Annotated in this window: 19 protein-coding genes; 10 read left to right on the top strand and 9 right to left on the bottom strand. The window is 57.8% G+C overall.

Annotation, left to right across the window (positions count from 1 at the left end; genetic code table 11):
- The first annotated feature begins 85 nt into the window (after positions 1–85).
- The 4 genes from LARV_RS08335 (at position 86) to cysE (ending at position 3,448) form a co-directional block, all read left to right on the top strand.
- On the top strand, positions 86–997 hold the full coding sequence (locus LARV_RS08335; protein ID WP_075073205.1) for a sortase: 912 nt from the start codon (positions 86–88) through the stop codon (positions 995–997).
- 86 nt (positions 998–1,083) lie between these two features.
- Positions 1,084–1,287, top strand: coding sequence for a hypothetical protein (locus tag LARV_RS08330; RefSeq protein WP_075073204.1), 204 nt, complete (start codon positions 1,084–1,086; stop codon positions 1,285–1,287).
- Between the two features lie 395 nt (positions 1,288–1,682).
- On the top strand, positions 1,683–2,615 hold the full coding sequence (gene cysK, locus LARV_RS08325) for a cysteine synthase A (protein ID WP_075073203.1): 933 nt from the start codon (positions 1,683–1,685) through the stop codon (positions 2,613–2,615).
- Positions 2,616–2,665: 50 nt separating this feature from the next.
- Complete coding sequence (cysE, locus tag LARV_RS20940; RefSeq protein WP_075073202.1) at positions 2,666–3,448, top strand: serine O-acetyltransferase; 783 nt, start codon at positions 2,666–2,668, stop codon at positions 3,446–3,448.
- Positions 3,449–3,659: 211 nt separating this feature from the next.
- On the opposite strand, the gene LARV_RS08315 is transcribed toward cysE, so the two are convergent.
- The 3 genes from LARV_RS08315 to add form a co-directional block, all read right to left on the bottom strand.
- The gene (locus LARV_RS08315; RefSeq protein ID WP_083522427.1) at positions 3,660–4,214 is read right to left on the bottom strand and encodes a LysM peptidoglycan-binding domain-containing protein; all 555 of its coding nucleotides are present in this window, start codon (positions 4,212–4,214) and stop codon (positions 3,660–3,662) included.
- Between the two features lie 52 nt (positions 4,215–4,266).
- Positions 4,267–4,686: a CBS domain-containing protein gene (locus LARV_RS08310; protein WP_075073200.1), complete on the bottom strand. Its 420-nt coding sequence runs from the start codon at positions 4,684–4,686 to the stop codon at positions 4,267–4,269.
- 194 nt (positions 4,687–4,880) lie between these two features.
- A complete protein-coding gene (add, locus tag LARV_RS08305) occupies positions 4,881–5,939 on the bottom strand; it encodes an adenosine deaminase (RefSeq protein ID WP_075073199.1) in 1,059 nt (352 codons plus the stop codon).
- Positions 5,940–6,185: 246 nt separating this feature from the next.
- Between add and LARV_RS08300 the strand changes: the two genes are divergently transcribed.
- A complete protein-coding gene (locus LARV_RS08300) occupies positions 6,186–6,623 on the top strand; it encodes a CBS domain-containing protein (RefSeq protein ID WP_075073198.1) in 438 nt (145 codons plus the stop codon).
- 100 nt (positions 6,624–6,723) lie between these two features.
- Here LARV_RS08300 and LARV_RS08295 read toward each other — a convergent pair whose 3' ends face one another.
- The gene (locus LARV_RS08295) at positions 6,724–6,912 is read right to left on the bottom strand and encodes a DUF5320 domain-containing protein (RefSeq protein WP_075073197.1); all 189 of its coding nucleotides are present in this window, start codon (positions 6,910–6,912) and stop codon (positions 6,724–6,726) included.
- 312 nt (positions 6,913–7,224) lie between these two features.
- On the opposite strand from LARV_RS08295, the gene rpsB reads away from it, so the two are divergent.
- From rpsB to pyrH, 3 genes are all read left to right on the top strand, one after another.
- A complete protein-coding gene (rpsB, locus tag LARV_RS08290) occupies positions 7,225–8,073 on the top strand; it encodes a 30S ribosomal protein S2 (RefSeq protein WP_075073196.1) in 849 nt (282 codons plus the stop codon).
- 57 nt (positions 8,074–8,130) lie between these two features.
- The gene (tsf, locus tag LARV_RS08285) at positions 8,131–8,736 is read left to right on the top strand and encodes a translation elongation factor Ts (protein WP_075073195.1); all 606 of its coding nucleotides are present in this window, start codon (positions 8,131–8,133) and stop codon (positions 8,734–8,736) included.
- Between the two features lie 89 nt (positions 8,737–8,825).
- Complete coding sequence (gene pyrH / locus LARV_RS08280; protein WP_075073194.1) at positions 8,826–9,542, top strand: UMP kinase; 717 nt, start codon at positions 8,826–8,828, stop codon at positions 9,540–9,542.
- A 72-nt stretch (positions 9,543–9,614) separates the two neighbouring features.
- Here the strand turns inward: pyrH and dnaK are convergent, their stop codons facing one another.
- Entirely contained in the window at positions 9,615–11,507 is a 1,893-nt protein-coding gene (dnaK, locus tag LARV_RS08275) for a molecular chaperone DnaK (protein ID WP_075073193.1), read from the bottom strand.
- Positions 11,508–11,648: 141 nt separating this feature from the next.
- Between dnaK and LARV_RS08270 the strand changes: the two genes are divergently transcribed.
- Entirely contained in the window at positions 11,649–13,010 is a 1,362-nt protein-coding gene (locus tag LARV_RS08270; RefSeq protein ID WP_083522426.1) for an NfeD family protein, read from the top strand.
- Between the two features lie 35 nt (positions 13,011–13,045).
- On the opposite strand, the gene xylB is transcribed toward LARV_RS08270, so the two are convergent.
- The 4 genes from xylB to LARV_RS08250 form a co-directional block, all read right to left on the bottom strand.
- A complete protein-coding gene (gene xylB, locus LARV_RS08265; protein WP_075073192.1) occupies positions 13,046–14,524 on the bottom strand; it encodes a xylulokinase in 1,479 nt (492 codons plus the stop codon).
- A 78-nt stretch (positions 14,525–14,602) separates the two neighbouring features.
- Positions 14,603–15,130 (bottom strand): DUF2179 domain-containing protein, encoded by a 528-nt coding sequence (locus tag LARV_RS08260; protein WP_075073191.1) that lies wholly within the window; start codon positions 15,128–15,130, stop codon positions 14,603–14,605.
- Between the two features lie 22 nt (positions 15,131–15,152).
- Positions 15,153–17,297: an alpha-glucan family phosphorylase gene (gene glgP / locus LARV_RS08255; RefSeq protein ID WP_236709943.1), complete on the bottom strand. Its 2,145-nt coding sequence runs from the start codon at positions 17,295–17,297 to the stop codon at positions 15,153–15,155.
- A gap of 127 nt (positions 17,298–17,424) precedes the next feature.
- Complete coding sequence (locus tag LARV_RS08250; RefSeq protein WP_075073189.1) at positions 17,425–17,724, bottom strand: hypothetical protein; 300 nt, start codon at positions 17,722–17,724, stop codon at positions 17,425–17,427.
- Positions 17,725–17,849: 125 nt separating this feature from the next.
- Here LARV_RS08250 and LARV_RS08245 point away from each other — a divergent pair, with 125 nt between their 5' ends.
- Positions 17,850–18,068, top strand: a complete 219-nt coding sequence (locus LARV_RS08245) for a hypothetical protein (RefSeq protein WP_075073188.1) — start codon at positions 17,850–17,852, stop codon at positions 18,066–18,068.
- Position 18,069: the final 1 nt, after the last annotated feature.

Below are 18,069 nucleotides of genomic sequence, written 5' to 3'. Positions count from 1 at the left end.
GCCTCGGACGCGCGAAGATGAGAAAATCGGGTATAATTCCGCTGATTAGATTCCGAGATTTTAAGCTTCGGAAACAGGAGCAGGAGTGGCTCGGAAGCGTAACGTAGATGATCTGACAGTCGAAGAGTTGCGCCACCTGCTGGTGGAGAAACGGCGCGCCGAACGCCAGAACCGTCTGGAGGCCTACCGGCGCACCGGTCGGGTCATTCAGGTGGAACCCCAGCCGGAGGTTGCGCCGCTGGATGGCTTGCGCGCTGAAACGCTGGAAACCGATGAGCCCACTCCTTCGACCCCGCGCTCGCGCCGGAGGGTCTGGATGGACCGGCTGTTGTTTCTGGTGGAAGTCGGCGCCGTCATCGGGCTGGTAATTGTGCTGGTGAACACGTTCTATGGTCTGCGGCTCATCAATGCCGAGGCCGCGTCCGCCCTCATCCAGCCCACGCTCACGCCCACTCCGTTGATCCGGGCCGTGGTGCTGCCTTCGGGTCACACCCCTCCCAATTCGCCGGGCGGCTCGCAGTTCAACGAAGCTGAAATTCCGGAGCATCTGCGCCCGATGGTTCAAAGCCTGGCCAACCTGCCCGTGCCGACCACCAGCCCCGAACAGGCTCAGCGCATCCAGATTCCGGCCATTCAGATCGATGCGCCGATCGTGATGGGCGATGGCCCGGAGCAGTTGAAGAAAGGCGTCGGCCAGAATCTAATCAGCCCGATCAACCCCGGGCAAAAGGGCAACCTGGTGCTTTCAGCGCACAACGATATCTACGGACAGATCTTCCGGGACCTCGACCAACTGAAAGCGGGTGATGAGATCATCATCTACACCAACCAGCGTTCGTACGTTTACACGGTGCGGGAGACGCAAATCGTCAAACCGGATCAGGTGGATGTCATGGATTCCACCCAGGACGCGGTCGTCACGTTGATCTCCTGTTACCCTTACATGGTGGATAAACAGCGCATTGTCATCAGCGCCGATTTGCGCGATGAACGCTAAAAACCACCGATCGAAACCGTCCAATCCGCGACGCCGTCGCGCAGGAAATTTTAGGTCGACAATTTGAAAGTCAATAGGAGATACGAATGAGCAAGAAACAAAAGCGACAGGTCTCTTCCGGCGCCGGCAGCGCCGCCCCGGTGGCCGAAAAAATCAGCGCCAGCCGCATCACCGCCTCGACTGAATTTCATCCCGATTATGCCCCGGTCATCAAAGATCTGAAACGCATCGGCATTCTGGCGGGATCATTCATCGGTTTGCTGGTCATCCTTTCCTTCTTCCTGCGCTAAGTTTTCGCGGCGGCGCGGAATATTTCGAAAACAAAGTTACAAAGAGACGCCGATCTGGCGTCTCTTTGCCGTTCACCCACCCATTCGCCTCTGTCGCCGGATTGTACCGTAATCACATGAAGCACTTGACATCTGTAAAAAATGGTCTATAATGCGGACTATGTTCAGTAAGATTGTCGTTTCGAAGCATTTGATTTGCTTGTGTCTGGGGCGGGGCTTGTTGTAGCACCGCGATCCAGTATCGATTTCACATTCTGACGGCTAACTGGCAAGCGGCGAACAACGGTCCCGCTACTCCCTCCGGGGAAAAGCAGGCTTTTGCCCGCCGTTTTTAATTCTGCCAGTTAGCCGTATCGTTTTAACTCACTTATTCGTATTCTACGAGGAGATTTTCAATGAAAATCGCAAACAACGTCACCGAACTGGTTGGCAACACCCCACTCGTTCGCATCAACCGCCTGACCGAAGGCAGCGTAGCCGACGTCGTCGCCAAACTGGAATTCTACAGTCCGGCTCACAGCGTCAAAGACCGCATCGGGGTTTCGATGATCGAAGCCGCCGAGAAGGCCGGCAAGATCAAGCCCGATACCATTATCCTGGAACCCACCAGTGGAAATACCGGCATTGCGCTGGCCATGGTCAGCGCCGCGCGCGGTTATAAGTGCACGCTGGTGATGCCCGAAACTATGAGCAAGGAACGGCGCATGCTGTTGCGCGCCTACGGCGCCGACCTGATCCTCACTCCCGGGTCGGAAGGTATGCCGGGCGCCATTCGCAAAGCCGAAGAACTGGCGGCCAATGACTCGCGCTATTTCATCCCGCAGCAGTTCAATAATCCGGCCAACCCGGAAGTTCACCGCCGCACCACAGCCGAAGAAATCTGGCGCGATACGGACGGCAAAGTGGATATCCTGGTGGCCGGAGTAGGCACCGGCGGCACGCTCACCGGCATCAGTGAAGTGATCAAAGCCCGTAAGCCCTCCTTCCAGTCCATCGCTGTCGAGCCGGATGCATCGCCGGTATTGTCCGGCGGCGTTAAAGGCCCGCACCCCATCCAGGGACTCGGCGCCGGCTTCATTCCGGAAGTGTTGAACACCAAGATCTACAACGAAGTCATTCGCGTCAAAGGTGAAGATGCCTTCGCCACGGCCCGCGCCATGGCACGCCGGGAAGGGCTGCTGGTGGGCATCAGTTCCGGCGCCGCCACCTGGGCCGCTTTGCAGGTCTCGCGCCGCCCCGAAAACACCGGGAAACTGATTATCGTGATCATCCCTTCATTTGGCGAACGTTATCTGAGTACACCGTTATTTGCCGATCTCGCAGATTAAGGGTTCGTGGCCGGCTGCAGGCCTGTAAAGGTAGGTGTTAAATGAGAAAAATGTTCCGCACACTCCGCAATGACCTGCGTGTCGTATTTGAACGCGACCCAGCGGCGCGCACTACACTGGAAGTTGTCCTGACCTATCCCGGGCTGCACGCCCTGTGGAGCCATCGCGTGGCGCACTGGTTGTGGAGCCATCATCTCAAACTGGCAGGCCGTTGGCTATCTCAAATCGCGCGTTTCTTCACCGGCATCGAAATCCATCCCGGCGCAGCCATCGGCTCGGGCTTCTTCATCGACCATGGCATGGGCGTCGTGGTTGGAGAAACGGCCGAAATCGGGAACGATGTCACCCTGTATCACGGGGTAACGTTGGGCGGCGTCAGCCTTAAAAAAGGAAAACGCCATCCGACCATCGGCAATAACGTGGTCATCGGAGCCGGCGCAAAGGTCCTCGGCAACATCCTGGTCGGCGATGGCAGCCGCATCGGCGCGAACGCCGTGGTCGTCAAGCCGGTCCCGGCCAATTCGGTCGTGGTGGGCGTGCCGGGCCAGGTGGTCATGCGCAGCAAATCCAAGGAAGAAATGGTGGACCTGCATCATGACCGGTTACCCGATACCATCGGGCAATCGCTGGCATCGGTCATGAACCGCCTGGAAACCGTCGAAAAACTCCTGAACGTGTATACCGTCGATCTGCATACCACCGGGAAAAACGTCGGCAGCACCCGGGGACAACATGCCCATCCCACTGGCGGCGGCGATGGCCAGCGCGCAGAACCCGCACTGGTGCATGCTCCGAAAGACGGCGTGTGGCAGGGTGAAGATTTCATGATCTGATCTTCACTCGCAGGTCCAACCCAAAACGGGCTGCCTGAAACACGGCAGTGCCGCTCCCATTCAGGGGTCAGCCCACTCTTCTTCCCTTTTTAAGGGCAGGCCCTTTTCAGGGCAGGCGGAACCAGGCGGTCGACCCCTGTTCTCCAGTGTGAATGACAAGCAGGGCTGTCCGAAAATCGGATAGCCCTGCTTGTCATTTACAAGGAATTGATTATTTCTTCCGAAAACCGAAGTAGAAGGCCGCCAGCAGTCCCACCGCCGAAATCGCCAGAAAGCTGATCCCAATTCCACGCCGGGCGCCGGGGTTCATCGTCTGAAAATTCGGCACCAGCGGGCGGGGTGTGGGCGTGCGCGTGGGCGCGATGGTATGCGTTGGGGTTGGCGTGATGGGTGTCGGGACCAGAGTTGGGGTGCGGGTAGGTGGCTTCAAGGTGCTGGTCGGGCTGGGCGTGATCGTGGCCGTTGGGGCGAGGCGGATCACCAATTTTTGTCCGACCCACAGCACGGGGTTGTTCCCCGTGAGATTGTTCAGCGTGATCAATGCATCCCGCTCCACGCCATAGGCTTCGGCAATCATCCACAGTGTCTGGCCGTACTGCACCTCGTGAATGATCGATCCATCCGGCTGAGGGGTGGCCGTCGTTACGGGAACGATATCCTGAACAGTCGGTGTGCCGCCAATCTGCGCCATAACCACAGACGGCGCAGACGCCATCGAACCGAGCAGGAGAAAAGTCAAGAGGGTTGAGATAAGAAATCGGCGCATCGTGGTTTGAATTATACCGCGATGCGCCGCAGGGACTCAAGAATTGGGTGGGTCAGCTCAACGTCCGCTCGCCGAAGCCTTTGCCCATCACCTCAGCCACAATCAGAAAATCGGTCGAAGAAATCAAGCCCACGATGTCGCCGTGTTCATTGATCACCGGCAAATGGTGGATGCGCGCTTCTTTCATCTTCGCTGCGCATTCCGAGAGAAGCATTTTCGTTTCCACAGTGATCAGCGGTGAATTCATGATTTCACGGACTTTAGTTTTGGAAGGATCCCGCTGCTGCGCGACTATTTTGTCAACGATATCGATGGATGTAACAATGCCGTAGTTGGGATTGGTTTCGGTTTTATTGACGATCAGGCTGCTGATGTACCGATGGCGCATTTTTTCCAGGGCATCGCATACCGTGTCATCCGGATCGATGTATACCACCAGATCCTTCATCCAATCCTTTACACTGAGTTGCATAATCCGTCTCCTTTTTATGTGGTCGGTGAGCAGACCATTCCCCACGGAGAGAGTATACAAACAGAGAACAGGGAGAATGTAGTTAAGAGTATAGCAGAAAGGAATCGAAAAACAAGCTGATGATTTGTCAGCCTTTGATATGACGAATCCTCACTATTAAGGAAATTCATCATAATCGATGATCCAAAATGCATCTATTCGGGATGTATCACCGTTTCGAACTCGGCCTCGAGGCGATGAACCAGGCGCTGTTTTTCGGTAGATGCCAGGAAGGACGCCCGCGCCCCGGAGAGGATCAATTCTTGCAGCTTCCAGCGGTCCAGGCCAAACTTTTCGACGACCGCCCGATATTCGTCGCTTAATGCGATCTGCGAAATGCTCGGATCATCTGTATTGACGGTGACATTCAAACCTTCGGCCAGCATTTGCAGGAATGGATGTTCCTGCAGACTGCGTACCACCCCGGTCTGGTAATTGCTGGTGAGGCAGACTTCGAAAGCGGTCTGGCTTTCGCGCGCGCACGCCACCACATCCGGGTCCTCGACCACCCGCACGCCGTGACCGATGCGGTCGGCGTGAAAAATCTCGATAGCCTGGCGGACATTTTCCGGTCCGTTCCATTCCCCGGCGTGAACGGTGATGTGCAGGCCGCTGGCCCGCGCTTCGGTAAATACTTCAAGAAATGGCAGCGCGTCGAAATCGGCCTCGTTCCCCGCCAGATCCAACCCGACAATTCCGCGCTCTCGCCGCTGCAGCGCCAGGTCGATCACCTGTTCGGCGATTTCGACGCTCTCATGCCGGTTGACGCTGACGATCAGGTTGGTCGGCAAATCATACTCCCGGCCGGCCTGAGCCGCGCTGTCGCACACCCAATCCATCACTTCCGCCAGCGAAAAACCGCGTATCCGGCTGAGCGCCAGAGGCGTAAAGCGCAGTTCCAGATAGCGCACGCCGTCTGCGCGTGCATCGGCAATGGCTTCGCGCGTCACGCGGGTGATGATTTCGGGCGAACAAAAGAATTGACGGAGAGTCTGGAATTTGGATAGAAAGACCGTCGAATTCAATGCTTCGGCGGTTTGAACCTGCACCAGGGCCTGCAATTCACGGCCGGTAGACGGCAGCGCCAGGTTCTGTTTGCGGGCGATTTCCACCAGGGTGTCGACGCGCAGCGCCCCTTCCAAATGACGGTGAAGTTCTACCTTTGGCAGCTGATCATAAAAATCCCTGGTTGATGGTCGCTCGTACCAACCCATGAAGGTCCCCTGTTGATTTTTACTGTATTTTTCACTGATTATATACCCGGCCCGGAATGAGACCCCTGCCAGGGAGCGTAAAAACCCGGTTTGTTATGAAAATGCAAAGTCAAAGAATTTGATAACATTTTATTGCAATTTAGATAATTTTTGTATAATATAAATATCGGCTAAAAGACCCTGCGATTTCTGAACGGGTGCGCCGAATGGATTCACCTGAGCACCCGCTCTATGGAGGATGGGAAAATGACCACTACGGTTCAAAGTATCCTGCGCGAAAAAGGCAATCAGGTCTGGTCGGTGGTTCCAACCGCATCGATCCGCCAGGCCCTCGAACGGATGGCCGAGAAAAAGATCGGGGCGGTGCTCGTAATGGACGGCAGTTCGCTGCTGGGAATCTTCTCCGAGCGCGACTACGCGCGCCGCGGGGTGCTGATGAACCGCGGTCCCGAAACGCCGGTTGGAGAATTGATGTCCTTCCCGGTCTTTTGCGTCAGCCCACTGCAAACCATCGAGGAATGCATGCAGTTGATGACGGAAAAGCATATCCGCCATCTTCCGGTGACCGATGGCGTGAATATCCTGGGTGTCATCTCCATCGGCGACGTCGTCAAGGAGGTCATTGCCGACCAGCGCCACGAGATCCAGGGACTGGAAAATTACATTCTTGGAAAGCGGGCGTAGATTCATCCCTCATCCGCGATCCGTCAAGAAACAACGAAAACGGAGAGCTTTCGGGCTCTCCGTTCGTTGTCTTCCCTACGGGTGTGGCTGCGCGATTCGATCAGGAGGTCTGGCGCAGACCGGCCAGTTCAGCTTCGACAGCCTTGATCTCGGCTTTCAGATCCTCCAAGTACGCCTCAAGACGCTGGATGTATTCTTCGCTCGTCAGAAAAACTTCGGGCTCTGCATCCGCGTGCCCGCCGCAACTGCAGCTTCCACCGCATGCACAGGTTGAATTGTTTGCGTCCATAAGCCGATTCCTTTCCCATATCGATAAGGTTTGAGAATGATATTATAATGCAAATCAGGTCAAAATTATACATAATTTCCGGCGAAGGTCAGCCGATCCAACGAATGGCGCCATTCACACATAAATGCCTCCAGACAATCGGTAATTTCTGGACGATTCGGGCTGACCTGTGATATACTTGACCGGCTTTGCTTGAGGCGAAGCTGTATCATCCCATTTCACACGCTTCCCGACCCGCCTGGCGTGCTGTCGATGACAGTGAAGGGCTGGAATGACGGGAGCGGAAGAATAACGCAAGGAGTTAAGGAACCAATGGCAGCAGTAATTTCTATGAAAGCTCTCCTCGAGAGCGGCGTGCACTTCGGCCATCGCACCAACAAATGGCACCCTTTGATGCGCCCGTTTATTTTCACCGAGCGCAATGGCATTCACATCATCGACCTGCAGCAGACGGTCAAGTCGCTGAGCACCGCCTATAACCTGGTGCGCGACACCGCGGCCGGCGGCGGCGTCGTCCTTTTCGTGGGCACCAAGCGCCAGGCGCAGGAAACCATCCGCGAAGAAGCCGAACGCTGCGGCATGCCCTACGTGACCGAACGCTGGCTGGGCGGCATGCTCACCAACTGGACGACCATCTTCCAGCGCATCCAGGAACTGGAACGCCTTGAGAAGATGCACGAAACCGGCGAAATCAATCGTCTGACCAAGAAGGAAGCCCTGCTGATCGACCGCGAGATCAAACGCCTCGAGATGCGCCTGAGCGGTGTGCGCAAGATGAAGCGCCTGCCCGATCTGGTATTCATCATCGACGTCAGTCGCGAAGATACCGCGGTCCGCGAAGCCAATATCAAGCAAATCCCCGTCATCGCCATGGTCGATACCAACTGCGATCCGCGCGGTGTGGATTATGTGATTCCCTCCAACGACGACGCCATCCGCGCCATCAAACTGCTGGTGGGTAAGATCGCCGATGCAGTATTGGAAGGCAAGGCCTCTCGCAAGGAAGAAGAAGAGGCCCAACCGCAAGCCGCCGAGACCAGCCCTGTCGCCCGCCCGCAGGAGATGGAAGCTGAAACAGTCCTGGAAGACAAGGATCTGTTGGGCGAATCCACCCTGGCCAAGCTGACCAAGACTCCGACGGAAGAAGAACAGGCTGAATAATCACCGGTCTATATGGATCGGATGGAAAAGATCCCAGGACAAGGAAAAGGAACTGGTATGGCAATTACGACCGATATGATTAAACAACTGCGCGAATCGACCGGCGCTGGCATTCTGGATTGCCGCAAAGCCCTTGAGGCCGCCGACGGTGACATGAACAAGGCCGTTGATTTCCTGCGCGAGAAAGGCCTGGCCACTGCAGCCAAGCGCTCTGAACGCAAAGCCTCCGAAGGCGTCGTCGAACTGTACAACCACGGCAATGGCCGCGTAGGCGTGATGGTGGAAGTCAATTGCGAAACCGATTTCGTCGGTCGTTCGGATGCCTTCCGTGAATTTGCCCATGAAATTGCCCTGCAGGTTGCCGCCGCTTCACCGACCTACATCCGTGAAACCGACATTCCCCAGGAAGTCCTCGATCACGAGACTGCCATCGCCACCTCCAAGGCCCGCGAAGAAGGCAAGCCCGAAAATATCCTGCCGCGCATCGTCGAAGGCAACCTGAACAAGTTCAAAGACGAAGTGGTCCTTCTGCGCCAGAAATACATTCGCAACGAGGATATCACCGTCCAGCAGTTGTTGAATGACACCGTTCTGAAGACCGGTGAAAATATCGTCATTCGCCGTTTTGCCCGTTGGGCGCTTGGTGAATTAGAAGCTGAGTAAATCGTTTTTCAAAGGCCAACCATCCGGTTGGCCTTTTTTCTGCATCGTTGTCTACAACAATCCACACAAGTCTGAAGGAAGGTAACTGGATGGAAAGCCTGAAATTTCACCGCATTTTGCTCAAGCTCAGCGGCGAAGCCCTCTCCGGCGACAGCGGCAATGGGATCGACCCTCACCGCGCCCGAGATATCGCCCTGCGGGTAAAAGAAGTGCGCGAAATGGGCGTGGATGTTGCCATCGTCATCGGCGCTGGCAACCTTTGGCGTGGGCGCGTTGGCCTGGAGTTGGGCATGGACCGCGCCACCGCGGATTACATGGGCATGCTGGCCACAGTCATGAACGCGCTGGCGCTGATGGACTCACTCGAAGGTCTGGGAGTTTGGACCCGCGTGCAGTCGGCCATCGAAATGCGTTCAGTCGCCGAACCTTATATTCGCCGCCGCGCCATTCGCCACCTCGAAAAAGGCCGCGTCGTAATTTTTGGCGGCGGAACGGGCAACCCCTACTTCTCGACCGACACGGCCGCCGCCTTGCGCGCCATGGAAATCGGCGCCGACGTGCTCATCAAAGCCACCAAAGTGGACGGCGTCTATGATTGTGATCCGAAGAAGAACCCCAACGCGGTGAAATTCGACGAACTGACCTACATCGAAACCCTCAACCGCCGGTTGGAAGTTATGGACAGCACCGCCATTTCGTTGTGCATGGAGAACAAACTGCCCATCATGGTGCTCAACCTGTGGGATAATTCCGCTCTGCGCAAGGCGCTGACCGGCGAACCGGTGGGGACGCTGGTTCATCCCTGATTTTTTTACGAAAACAACAAACACCGGCGAGCCAAATGGCTCGCCGGTGTCATTTTATCAAGATCCGTCGGGTTAAGCCTGGTGGAATTCACCTTCCACCACTTCGCCATCCGGATTACCGTTGGCGTGACCGTTGCCGCCCTGATCGGGGCCGGATGGATTGGACTTCGCTGTTTGCGCCGACTGCATGACGCGCTCGTAAAGCTGCTGCATGTTGGCCGTCAGGCTGCGGATGCGGTTCAAATCGTCGCCGCCAGCCGCCTGGCGCAAATCGCGAACGGCGTTTTCAGCTTCGCCTCGCAGGTCGGCCGGTACACTGGCCGTCTCGCGCAGGGTCTTCTCGACCTGATAGGCCGCGTTGTCGGCCTGGTTACGCGCTTCGACCAGCTCCTTGCGGTGGTTGTCCTCGGCTTCGTTGTGCTTGGCGTCTTCCACCATGCGTTCGATGTCCGCCTTATTGAGGTTGGTCGATGCAGTGATGGTGACGCTTTGTTCCTTGCCGGAGGCCTTATCCACAGCCGAGACATTGAGGATGCCGTTGGCGTCGATATCGAAGGTCACCTCGATTTGAGGCAGTCCGCGCGGGGAGGTTGGGATGCCATCCAGGCGGAAGCGGCCCAGGCTGTTGTTGTCCGCCGCCATGGGGCGCTCACCCTGCAGCACATGGATGTCCACGGCCGTCTGGTTATCCTCGGCGGTCGAGAAGATCTGACTCTTGCGAATCGGCACGGTCGTGTTGCGTTCGATGATGCGGGTCATCACGCCGCCCAGCGTTTCCACGCCCAGCGAAAGCGGCGTCACATCCAGCAGCAAAATGTCTTTGACTTCGCCGGAGAGCACACCGGCCTGAATGGCTGCGCCGATGGCCACCACTTCGTCCGGGTTCACGCCCTTGTTGGGTTCCTTGCCGATCAGCTTGCGGACCAGATCCTGGACCATGGGCATACGGCTCGAACCGCCCACCAGCACCACCTCATCGATGCCACTGGCGGTCAGATTGGCGTCTTTCAAAGAGGCCTCGAACGGGCCGCGGCAGCGTTCCAGCAGGTCGGTGGTCATCCGTTCGAAGGTCGACCGGTTCAACTTCAACTGCAAATGCTTCGGGCCGTTGGCGTCCGCGGTGATATACGGCAGGTTGATTTCCGTTTCCATCATCGAGGACAGTTCGATCTTGGCCTTTTCGGCCGCTTCACGCAACCGTTGCAGCGCCTGGCGGTCATTGCGTAGATCGACGCCTTCCTGCTTCTTGAATTCGTCCGCCGCCCAGTTGACAATGCGCTGATCCCAATCATCGCCGCCCAGGTGGGTATCACCGCTGGTCGATTTGACTTCGAAAACGCCGTCGCCAACTTCCAGCACGGACACATCGAACGTACCGCCGCCCAGGTCGAACACCAGAATCTTTTCGTTCTTCTTCTTGTCCAGGCCATAGGCCAGCGCCGATGCCGTCGGTTCGTTGATGATCCGCAGCACTTCCAGTCCGGCGATCTTGCCGGCGTCCTTGGTGGCCTGACGCTGGCTGTCGTTGAAGTAAGCCGGGACGGTGATCACCGCCTGAGTGACCGGCTCACCCAGGTAAGCCTCTGCATCGGCTTTCAATTTCGCCAAAATCATGGCTGAAATTTCCTGGGGTGTATACTCGCGGTTGGTTTGTGGAATTTTAACCCGCGCATCCCCCGCGGCGCCGCGCACCACGGGATACGGGACCATCTTGCGTTCGGTTTCCACTTCTTCGTAGCGCCGGCCCATCAACCGCTTGATCGAATAGACTGTGTTCTCCGGGTTCACCACCGCCTGCCGTTTGGCAGTCTGGCCCACCAGACGCTCGCCGTTCTTATTGAATGCCACAACCGAAGGCAGCAGCCGCGAGCCCTCGGCGGTCGTAATCACAACCGGATCGCCGCCTTCCATTACAGAGACAACGCTGTTGGTTGTCCCAAGGTCGATACCGATAACTTTTGCCATAGGAAAATCCTCCAAAACTAAAATTCCTCTTACATTTAGAAGAATACCCTACACATGAAAGAATCATATTAACATTGGATATGATGTTCATCAGCATTCAGCCCGGCGACTACGCTATAATCTTATTGGGAGCTGCTGATTATGAAAAACAAAACGCGAGAGATTTCGTTGCGCAAACATTGGATCCGCATGGCCGCCATCGGACTGCTCTTGAGCTGCCTGTTGTTGCCGGTCGGGCTGGCGAATGCCCAAACCGGCGCCGGGACCCCCACAGCAGTCGTCCTCACCGCGGATGGTGCCGTGACTCCGGTCATGGTCGGGTACATCGAACGCGGATTAAAGATTGCGGTCGACCGGGGCGCGGATGTCGTCGTGTTGCAGTTGAACACCCCGGGCGGCCAGATCGACCAGATGACCGAGATCGTGGGTCTGCTGCGTTCCAGTGAGATACCGGTCATTGTGTACGTTACGCCGCGCGGCGCCATGGCTGCCAGCGCGGGCACCCTGATCACCCTGGCCGGGCACCTGGCCGCCATGGCCCCCGAAACGATGATCGGCGCGGCCAGTCCGGTGGGCGGGCAGGGCGAAGATCTGGGCGAAACCCTGGCCACCAAGGAAAAGGAAGCCCTGAAAGCCACGGTGCGCTCGCTGACCACCGGCCGGCGGCCCGACAGCGCGACCCAGATGGCCGAATCGGCTGTCGAGGACGCCCGCGCCTTCTCCGCGCAGGAAGCCCTGGACGCCGGATTGATCGATTGGATCGCGCCCAACCTGGAAACCCTCCTGCAGCTTGCGGACGGGAAAAGCGTGCTGGTCCTCGACCAGACCGTCACCCTGCATACCGCCGGCGCCACCACCTACACCGTGCCAAGCACCCTGATCGAGCAATTGCTCAGCTTCCTCATCAATCCAAACGTGGTCTTCCTGCTGTTGAGCATCGGCGTGCAGGCTATTCTCATCGAACTTTCCAGCCCGGGCGGTTGGGTAGCCGGGTTCATCGGCGCAGTCTGTCTCCTGTTGGCCATTTATGGCCTGGGCGTGCTGCCGGTCAACTGGTTCGGCCTGCTTTTCATGCTCATGGCTTTCGTGCTCTTCATCGTGGACATCAAGGCGCCAACCCACGGCGCGCTGACCGCCGCAGGCCTGGGCTCGTTCATCGCCGGCGCGCTGATCCTGTTCAATTCGGTGCGCGTTCCGGGTTTGCCGCGCCTGTCTGTCCCGCTGGTGATCGGCACCGGCCTCTTCATGGCGGCCAGCTTCTCGGTCATCATTTCCTTTGCAGTGCGCGCCATGCACCTGCCGGTAAAGACCGGTAAAACCACGCTGATCGGTAAACGCGGCCAGGTGCGCTCGCCGCTCAATCCAGGCGGTACGGTGCAGGTAGCCGGCGAACTGTGGAGCGCCGAACTGGTCGACCCGACCCAGGCCCCGCTTCCGCGCAACACCGCCGTCGAAGTCGTCGAAATCGACGGCGTACGGCTGAAAGTCCGCCGGGCCGGATAAAACACACTCCCCTTTCGGGGACAGGCGGTCCGCAGCTACTCCGCTTTTTTCAAAGCCGGATAAATCTGCTTGAAACGCGGGTAAGCGCGGTCGTATTTTTCCACTTCGGCCGGGTCGGGCAGGACCGCCGGGTGCGGCGCTGGCACGGCCTGAACCGCCGCCGAGAAACTGTCAAATTGCCCGATGCCCACCCCGGCCAGCAGGGCCGCGCCGCGCGCGGTCGCTTCCGGGCTGGCGGCCGGCTGGATGGGGCGGTTGTAGATATTCGCCTGCAATTTCAGCCACAACGGGTGGCGGTTCGAGCCGCCGCAGGCCAAAACGGCCTCCGGGTGAACGCCCAACCCCTCCAGCAGGTCCAGCCCCTCGCGCATCGCGAACACCACCCCTTCCATCACAGCCCGGGTCAGATGAGCGCGCCCGTGGCGCAGGGTCAATCCGGTAAAAGCCGCGGTTGCCAGCGGATCCATGTGCGGCGTCCGTTCACCGGCCAGATACGGTAAAAAGAACAGGCCGTCTGTGGCAGCCGCGACGCCCGCCGCCGCATCCGCCAGTTCGGTATAGCCGCCGCCGGTCAACACCTGATCGCGCAGCCAGCGCAGCGCCAGCCCGGCCGTTAGGATGGCGGCCTCCAGATGCCAGCGCGCCGGAAGCACGTGACAGAACAGGTGCAGGCGCAGTTGCGGGTCATGCACCGGCTGCGCCAGCGGCGCAAACCACTGTCCGCCGGTGCCAATGGTGCCGGAGACCTGACCTACATCGATGATTCCCTGCCCCAACGCCTGCACGGCCTGATCGCTGCCGCCGTATACCACCGGTGTACCGGCTTTCAGGTTCAAGTCCCTGGCTGCCGCTGAGGTCAGCCCGGCGCAGACTTCCGCCGAGGGGTGCAAAGGGGGCAGGCGGTCCGGGCTCAGACCGGCCGCCTCCAACAACACCGGGCTCCAGGTCCAGGTATGCGGGTCGAACAGCAGCGTGGCCGAAGCGTCGCTCGGCTCGCCGCCGATGACGCCGGTCAACATAAAACGCAGCATATCCTTGGGCTGCAGGAGAAAGCGCGTTCGCCGCACGGTTTCAGGTTCGTTTTCCCGCAGCCACAGCCAGCTCGAAATCGCAAAACCGGCCGCCACGGGATTGCCCGCGCTGGCCGCCAGCTTTTCACGCCCGATTTGTTCATTCAGGCGCTTCACCTGAGGCGCACTGCGCTGGTCAGCCCATAGAATCGCCGGGCGCACGGCGGCGCCGTTCTCATCCACACACACCAGACTGTGCATCTGGCCGGCCAGCCCGACCCCTTGCACTTCGTCTCCGCGAACGCCACTCTCAGCCAAAACCTGGCTTACGGCCGCGCAGGCTGCCGTGTACCAGACCTGCGGATCCTGTTCCGCCCAACCGGGCCGGGGTGAGTCGATCGCATATTCCCGGCCTGCCGATGCCAACATGCGGCCGCTGCCATCCAGCACTGCCGCCTTCAAACCGGATGTTCCCAAATCCAATCCAAGTAGATAACGGTTCATGGGGTAGATTATAGCCGAATCAAAACGGGGTTTTCTACGCCAGTGCAGAAAACCCCGTCGATCCTACCGGTTGGTGATTTATGCCCGCCAGAAACCGCGGCGCACCTTGCGCACGTCCGAAGTCGTGATGAAAGCAGCGGGATCTTCTTCCAGGATTATGGTTTCCACGGCATCGATCTGCTTGCGCAGCACGCTGCAATGCAACATGGTGACCATACCGTCCTTACCACGTCCGGACACTTCCGTGACCGCGTAACCGTCCTTGCGCAGCGCATCGGCCACCGCCGTGCCGCGGGTGGAACTGTAAATGGTCAGGTGGATGTGACCCAACGCCATGCGTTCTTCGATCAACATGCCGATCACATTTCCCGTTGCAAAACCGCCGGCGTAAGCCAGAATGTTGTAAATGCTGTTTACATTGGCCAACACCGAGCTGATGGCCACGATGAAAATGATCGATTGAAAGAAACCCAAAATCCAGGCCAGCAGCTTCCGCCCGCGCACCACGAACAATACCCGGATGGTATCCAGGCTCATATCGCAGATGCGCAGCACAAAGATAAACAGCGCGATGACCAACGGGCTCTGATTGAAAATTGCTTCCATGCTTGCTCCCTCCTACGGCCGATTAATCGTCATCGGCCTGCATGGCTGATTCGTACATTTCGGTCATATATTCTTTGACCATACGGCGCGTGCTGAACATCGGCGCCAGGGTGCGCATCGATTCTTTGATGCGGCCCACCCATTCGCTGGGCAGATTATCGGCCGTCCGATTTTCGTAATACAGGGGAATGATCTCATTCTCCAGTGTATTGTACAGGCTTTCCGCGTCCGCGTCATCCTGCTGCTGCGCGTCCTGGGCGGGAAGATCCTCGCCGATGGCCCAGCCGTTCTTGCCGTTGTAGCCTTCGCGCCACCAGCCGTCCAGCACCGAGAAGTTCAATACACCGTTGAGGGCGGCTTTCATCCCGGACGTACCGGACGCTTCATTCGGGCGGCGGGGTGTGTTCAACCACACATCCACGCCCTGCACCAGGTAGCGGGCGACGTTCATGTCATAATCTTCCAGGAACACCAGGCGGCCGCCGGACTTGGAATCCTTGACGGCGCGGTAGACCTGCTGGATGAGCAGTTTGCCGGGTTCATCGGCCGGGTGCGCTTTGCCCGCAAAGACGATCTGAACCGGGCGTTCGTAATTGGTGATGAGCCGCAGCAGCCGGTCGTAATCCCGGAAGATCAGGTTCGCGCGCTTGTAAGTGGCAAACCGGCGCGCGAAACCGATGGTCAGCGAGTAGGGCTCCAGGAACAGGCCGCCCGCGACCACCTGCGCCGGGGTGATGCTTCCGCTCTGCCATAAGGCGCGCGTGCGCGTGTTGGCAAACACCACCAGTTTGCGCTTGAGGTGGCGGCGCACCTGCCACAGCTCGCCGTCCGGGATATTGGCAATCTGAGCCCAGAGTTCCGGATCATCGATGCGCTTCATCCAATCCGTACCCAGATAGCGGTCGAAAAGCAAACGCAACCGGCGGGCCAGGAACGTGCCGGTATGAACGCCGTTGGTGATGTGTGTGATGGGCACTTCCTCCGGACGTTTCTCGGGCCAGATCCAGTTCCACATGCGCCGCGAAACCTGCCCGTGCAACTCGGATACCGCGTTGCGGTAGTCGGAAAGCTTCAAGGCCAGCACCGGCATGCAGAACGTCTCGCCCCAGGGCTGAACCTGATGGCCGAGATTGACGAATTGATCGCGGGTGAGTCCGAGCTCGGGCCACACCTGGGCGAAGTATTTATCCACCAGCCAGATCGGGAATTGATCGTTGCCGGCCGGTACGGGGGTGTGGGTGGTGAAAACATTGGTTTTCTCGATGATCGCGGTCGCTTCATCGAATGTTTTCCCCGTGCGCACCAATTCCAGCGCGCGTTCCAACGCCAGGAACGCCGAATGGCCTTCGTTCATGTGCCAGACATCCGGGTGGTAACCCAGCAGACGCAGAGCGCGCACGCCGCCCATGCCCAGCAGGATTTCCTGCGAGATGCGGATATCGAGATCGTTGCTGTACAGGCGCGCCGTAAGCTGGCGGTCGCCGTTGTTGTTCTCGTCCAGGTTGGTGTCCAGCAGATAAAGCATCACCCGGCCAACGCGGACTTCCCAGATACGAGCGAATACGCTGCGGCCGGGCAGTTCCACAGAGATCATCAAAGGTTTGCCCTCTTTATCCAGCACGGGCACGACCGGCATTTCATCGAAATCGAGGATCAAATCCCGGGTTTCCTGCCAGCCGTCTTCGGTGATGTGTTGGACGAAATAGCCCTTGTTATAGATGAAACCAATGGCCACCAACGGAATGCCCAGGTCGCTGGCTTCCTTCAAGTGGTCGCCGGCCAAAATGCCCAGGCCGCCGGCGTACACTGGAAGCGACTCGTGCAGACCGAATTCGAAGGAAAAATAAGCCACCTGTTTGTCGCTCAGGTTCGGATAGGTGGTCGCGTACCAGGTATCCTGCGCGTTGAGGTAGCTGTCGAAATTCTTCATCACCCGGTCGTAGAATTCCAGGTAGTAACGATCGTTGGTGACCGCGTTCAACAGCCGGCGCTCCACCTTATGCAAGAAGGCCACCGGATTATGGTTCACCGCATCCCACAGCGATTTATTGATGTTCGTAAAGAGCATCTGGGCTTCAGGATTCCACACCCACCACAGGTTATAGGCTAACTGGCCCAACCGGCTGATGCGGCGCGGCAAACTAAACTGATTGGGTAGGTCCCGCATGAATTGTTCCATGGATGATTCACACTTTCACAAAATGAAGATAAAAGCCAGGCAAACACAGTCTACCAGGTCTTTATGTTAAAGTTTTGAACACAAATTGTGCTTAATTTTGGATTATATCATAGCATTAATGAATCAGGTTGCGCTTTTCGACCGGCAACCAGGTGGTACTCTGATCGCCGACCACGGCAAACTGAATGATTTCTTCGAGCGGCTTGATGGTGGCCAGCAATGTATAATCGCCGGTTTCTTCATCATCCTGAAAGAATCTTTGCATCTGGGTGCGCGCCTGATCTTCACTGCCTGCAAATGTGGAAACCAGTTCACCCGTGTTGATGCCTTCCGAATCACCGTGCAGCAACACAGCCACCCAGATGGTATCTTCGCCTTCATATTCGATTGGACGGCCGTTGTTTTTCTTCGTCACATTTTCCTCACAAGCCGGATCTTCTCTCCCTCGAACGGATGGAACCGCAAGGGAAGGCCCATTATACCTGTATTCGACCAACTCCGTCAAATAAGTGACCGTTTAGAAAATGTTATAATCCGTCTATGAATTCGACGATTAAAAAGATCCTGGCCGTTCTGGTGGCGCTGGTGCTGCTGGCCGGCCTGGCCATGAGTCTTCCCCCGGTTCGCGAACGCGTCACCTGGCATATCGACAGCGCGCTGATCTGGCTGCGCTCGGTCCTGAACCCGCCTGAAAAGGTCGATTTTTCACTTTCCTCCACCTCGGCGCCGCTTACCCCGGTCTTACCGACTTTCACGTAAT

This window comes from Longilinea arvoryzae (assembly GCF_001050235.1).
In the GTDB taxonomy this organism is placed as follows: Bacteria; Chloroflexota; Anaerolineae; order Anaerolineales; family Anaerolineaceae; genus Longilinea; species Longilinea arvoryzae.
The sequence above is the reverse complement of the archived record's forward strand: the minus strand, read 5'-3'. Positions and strand labels throughout refer to the sequence as shown.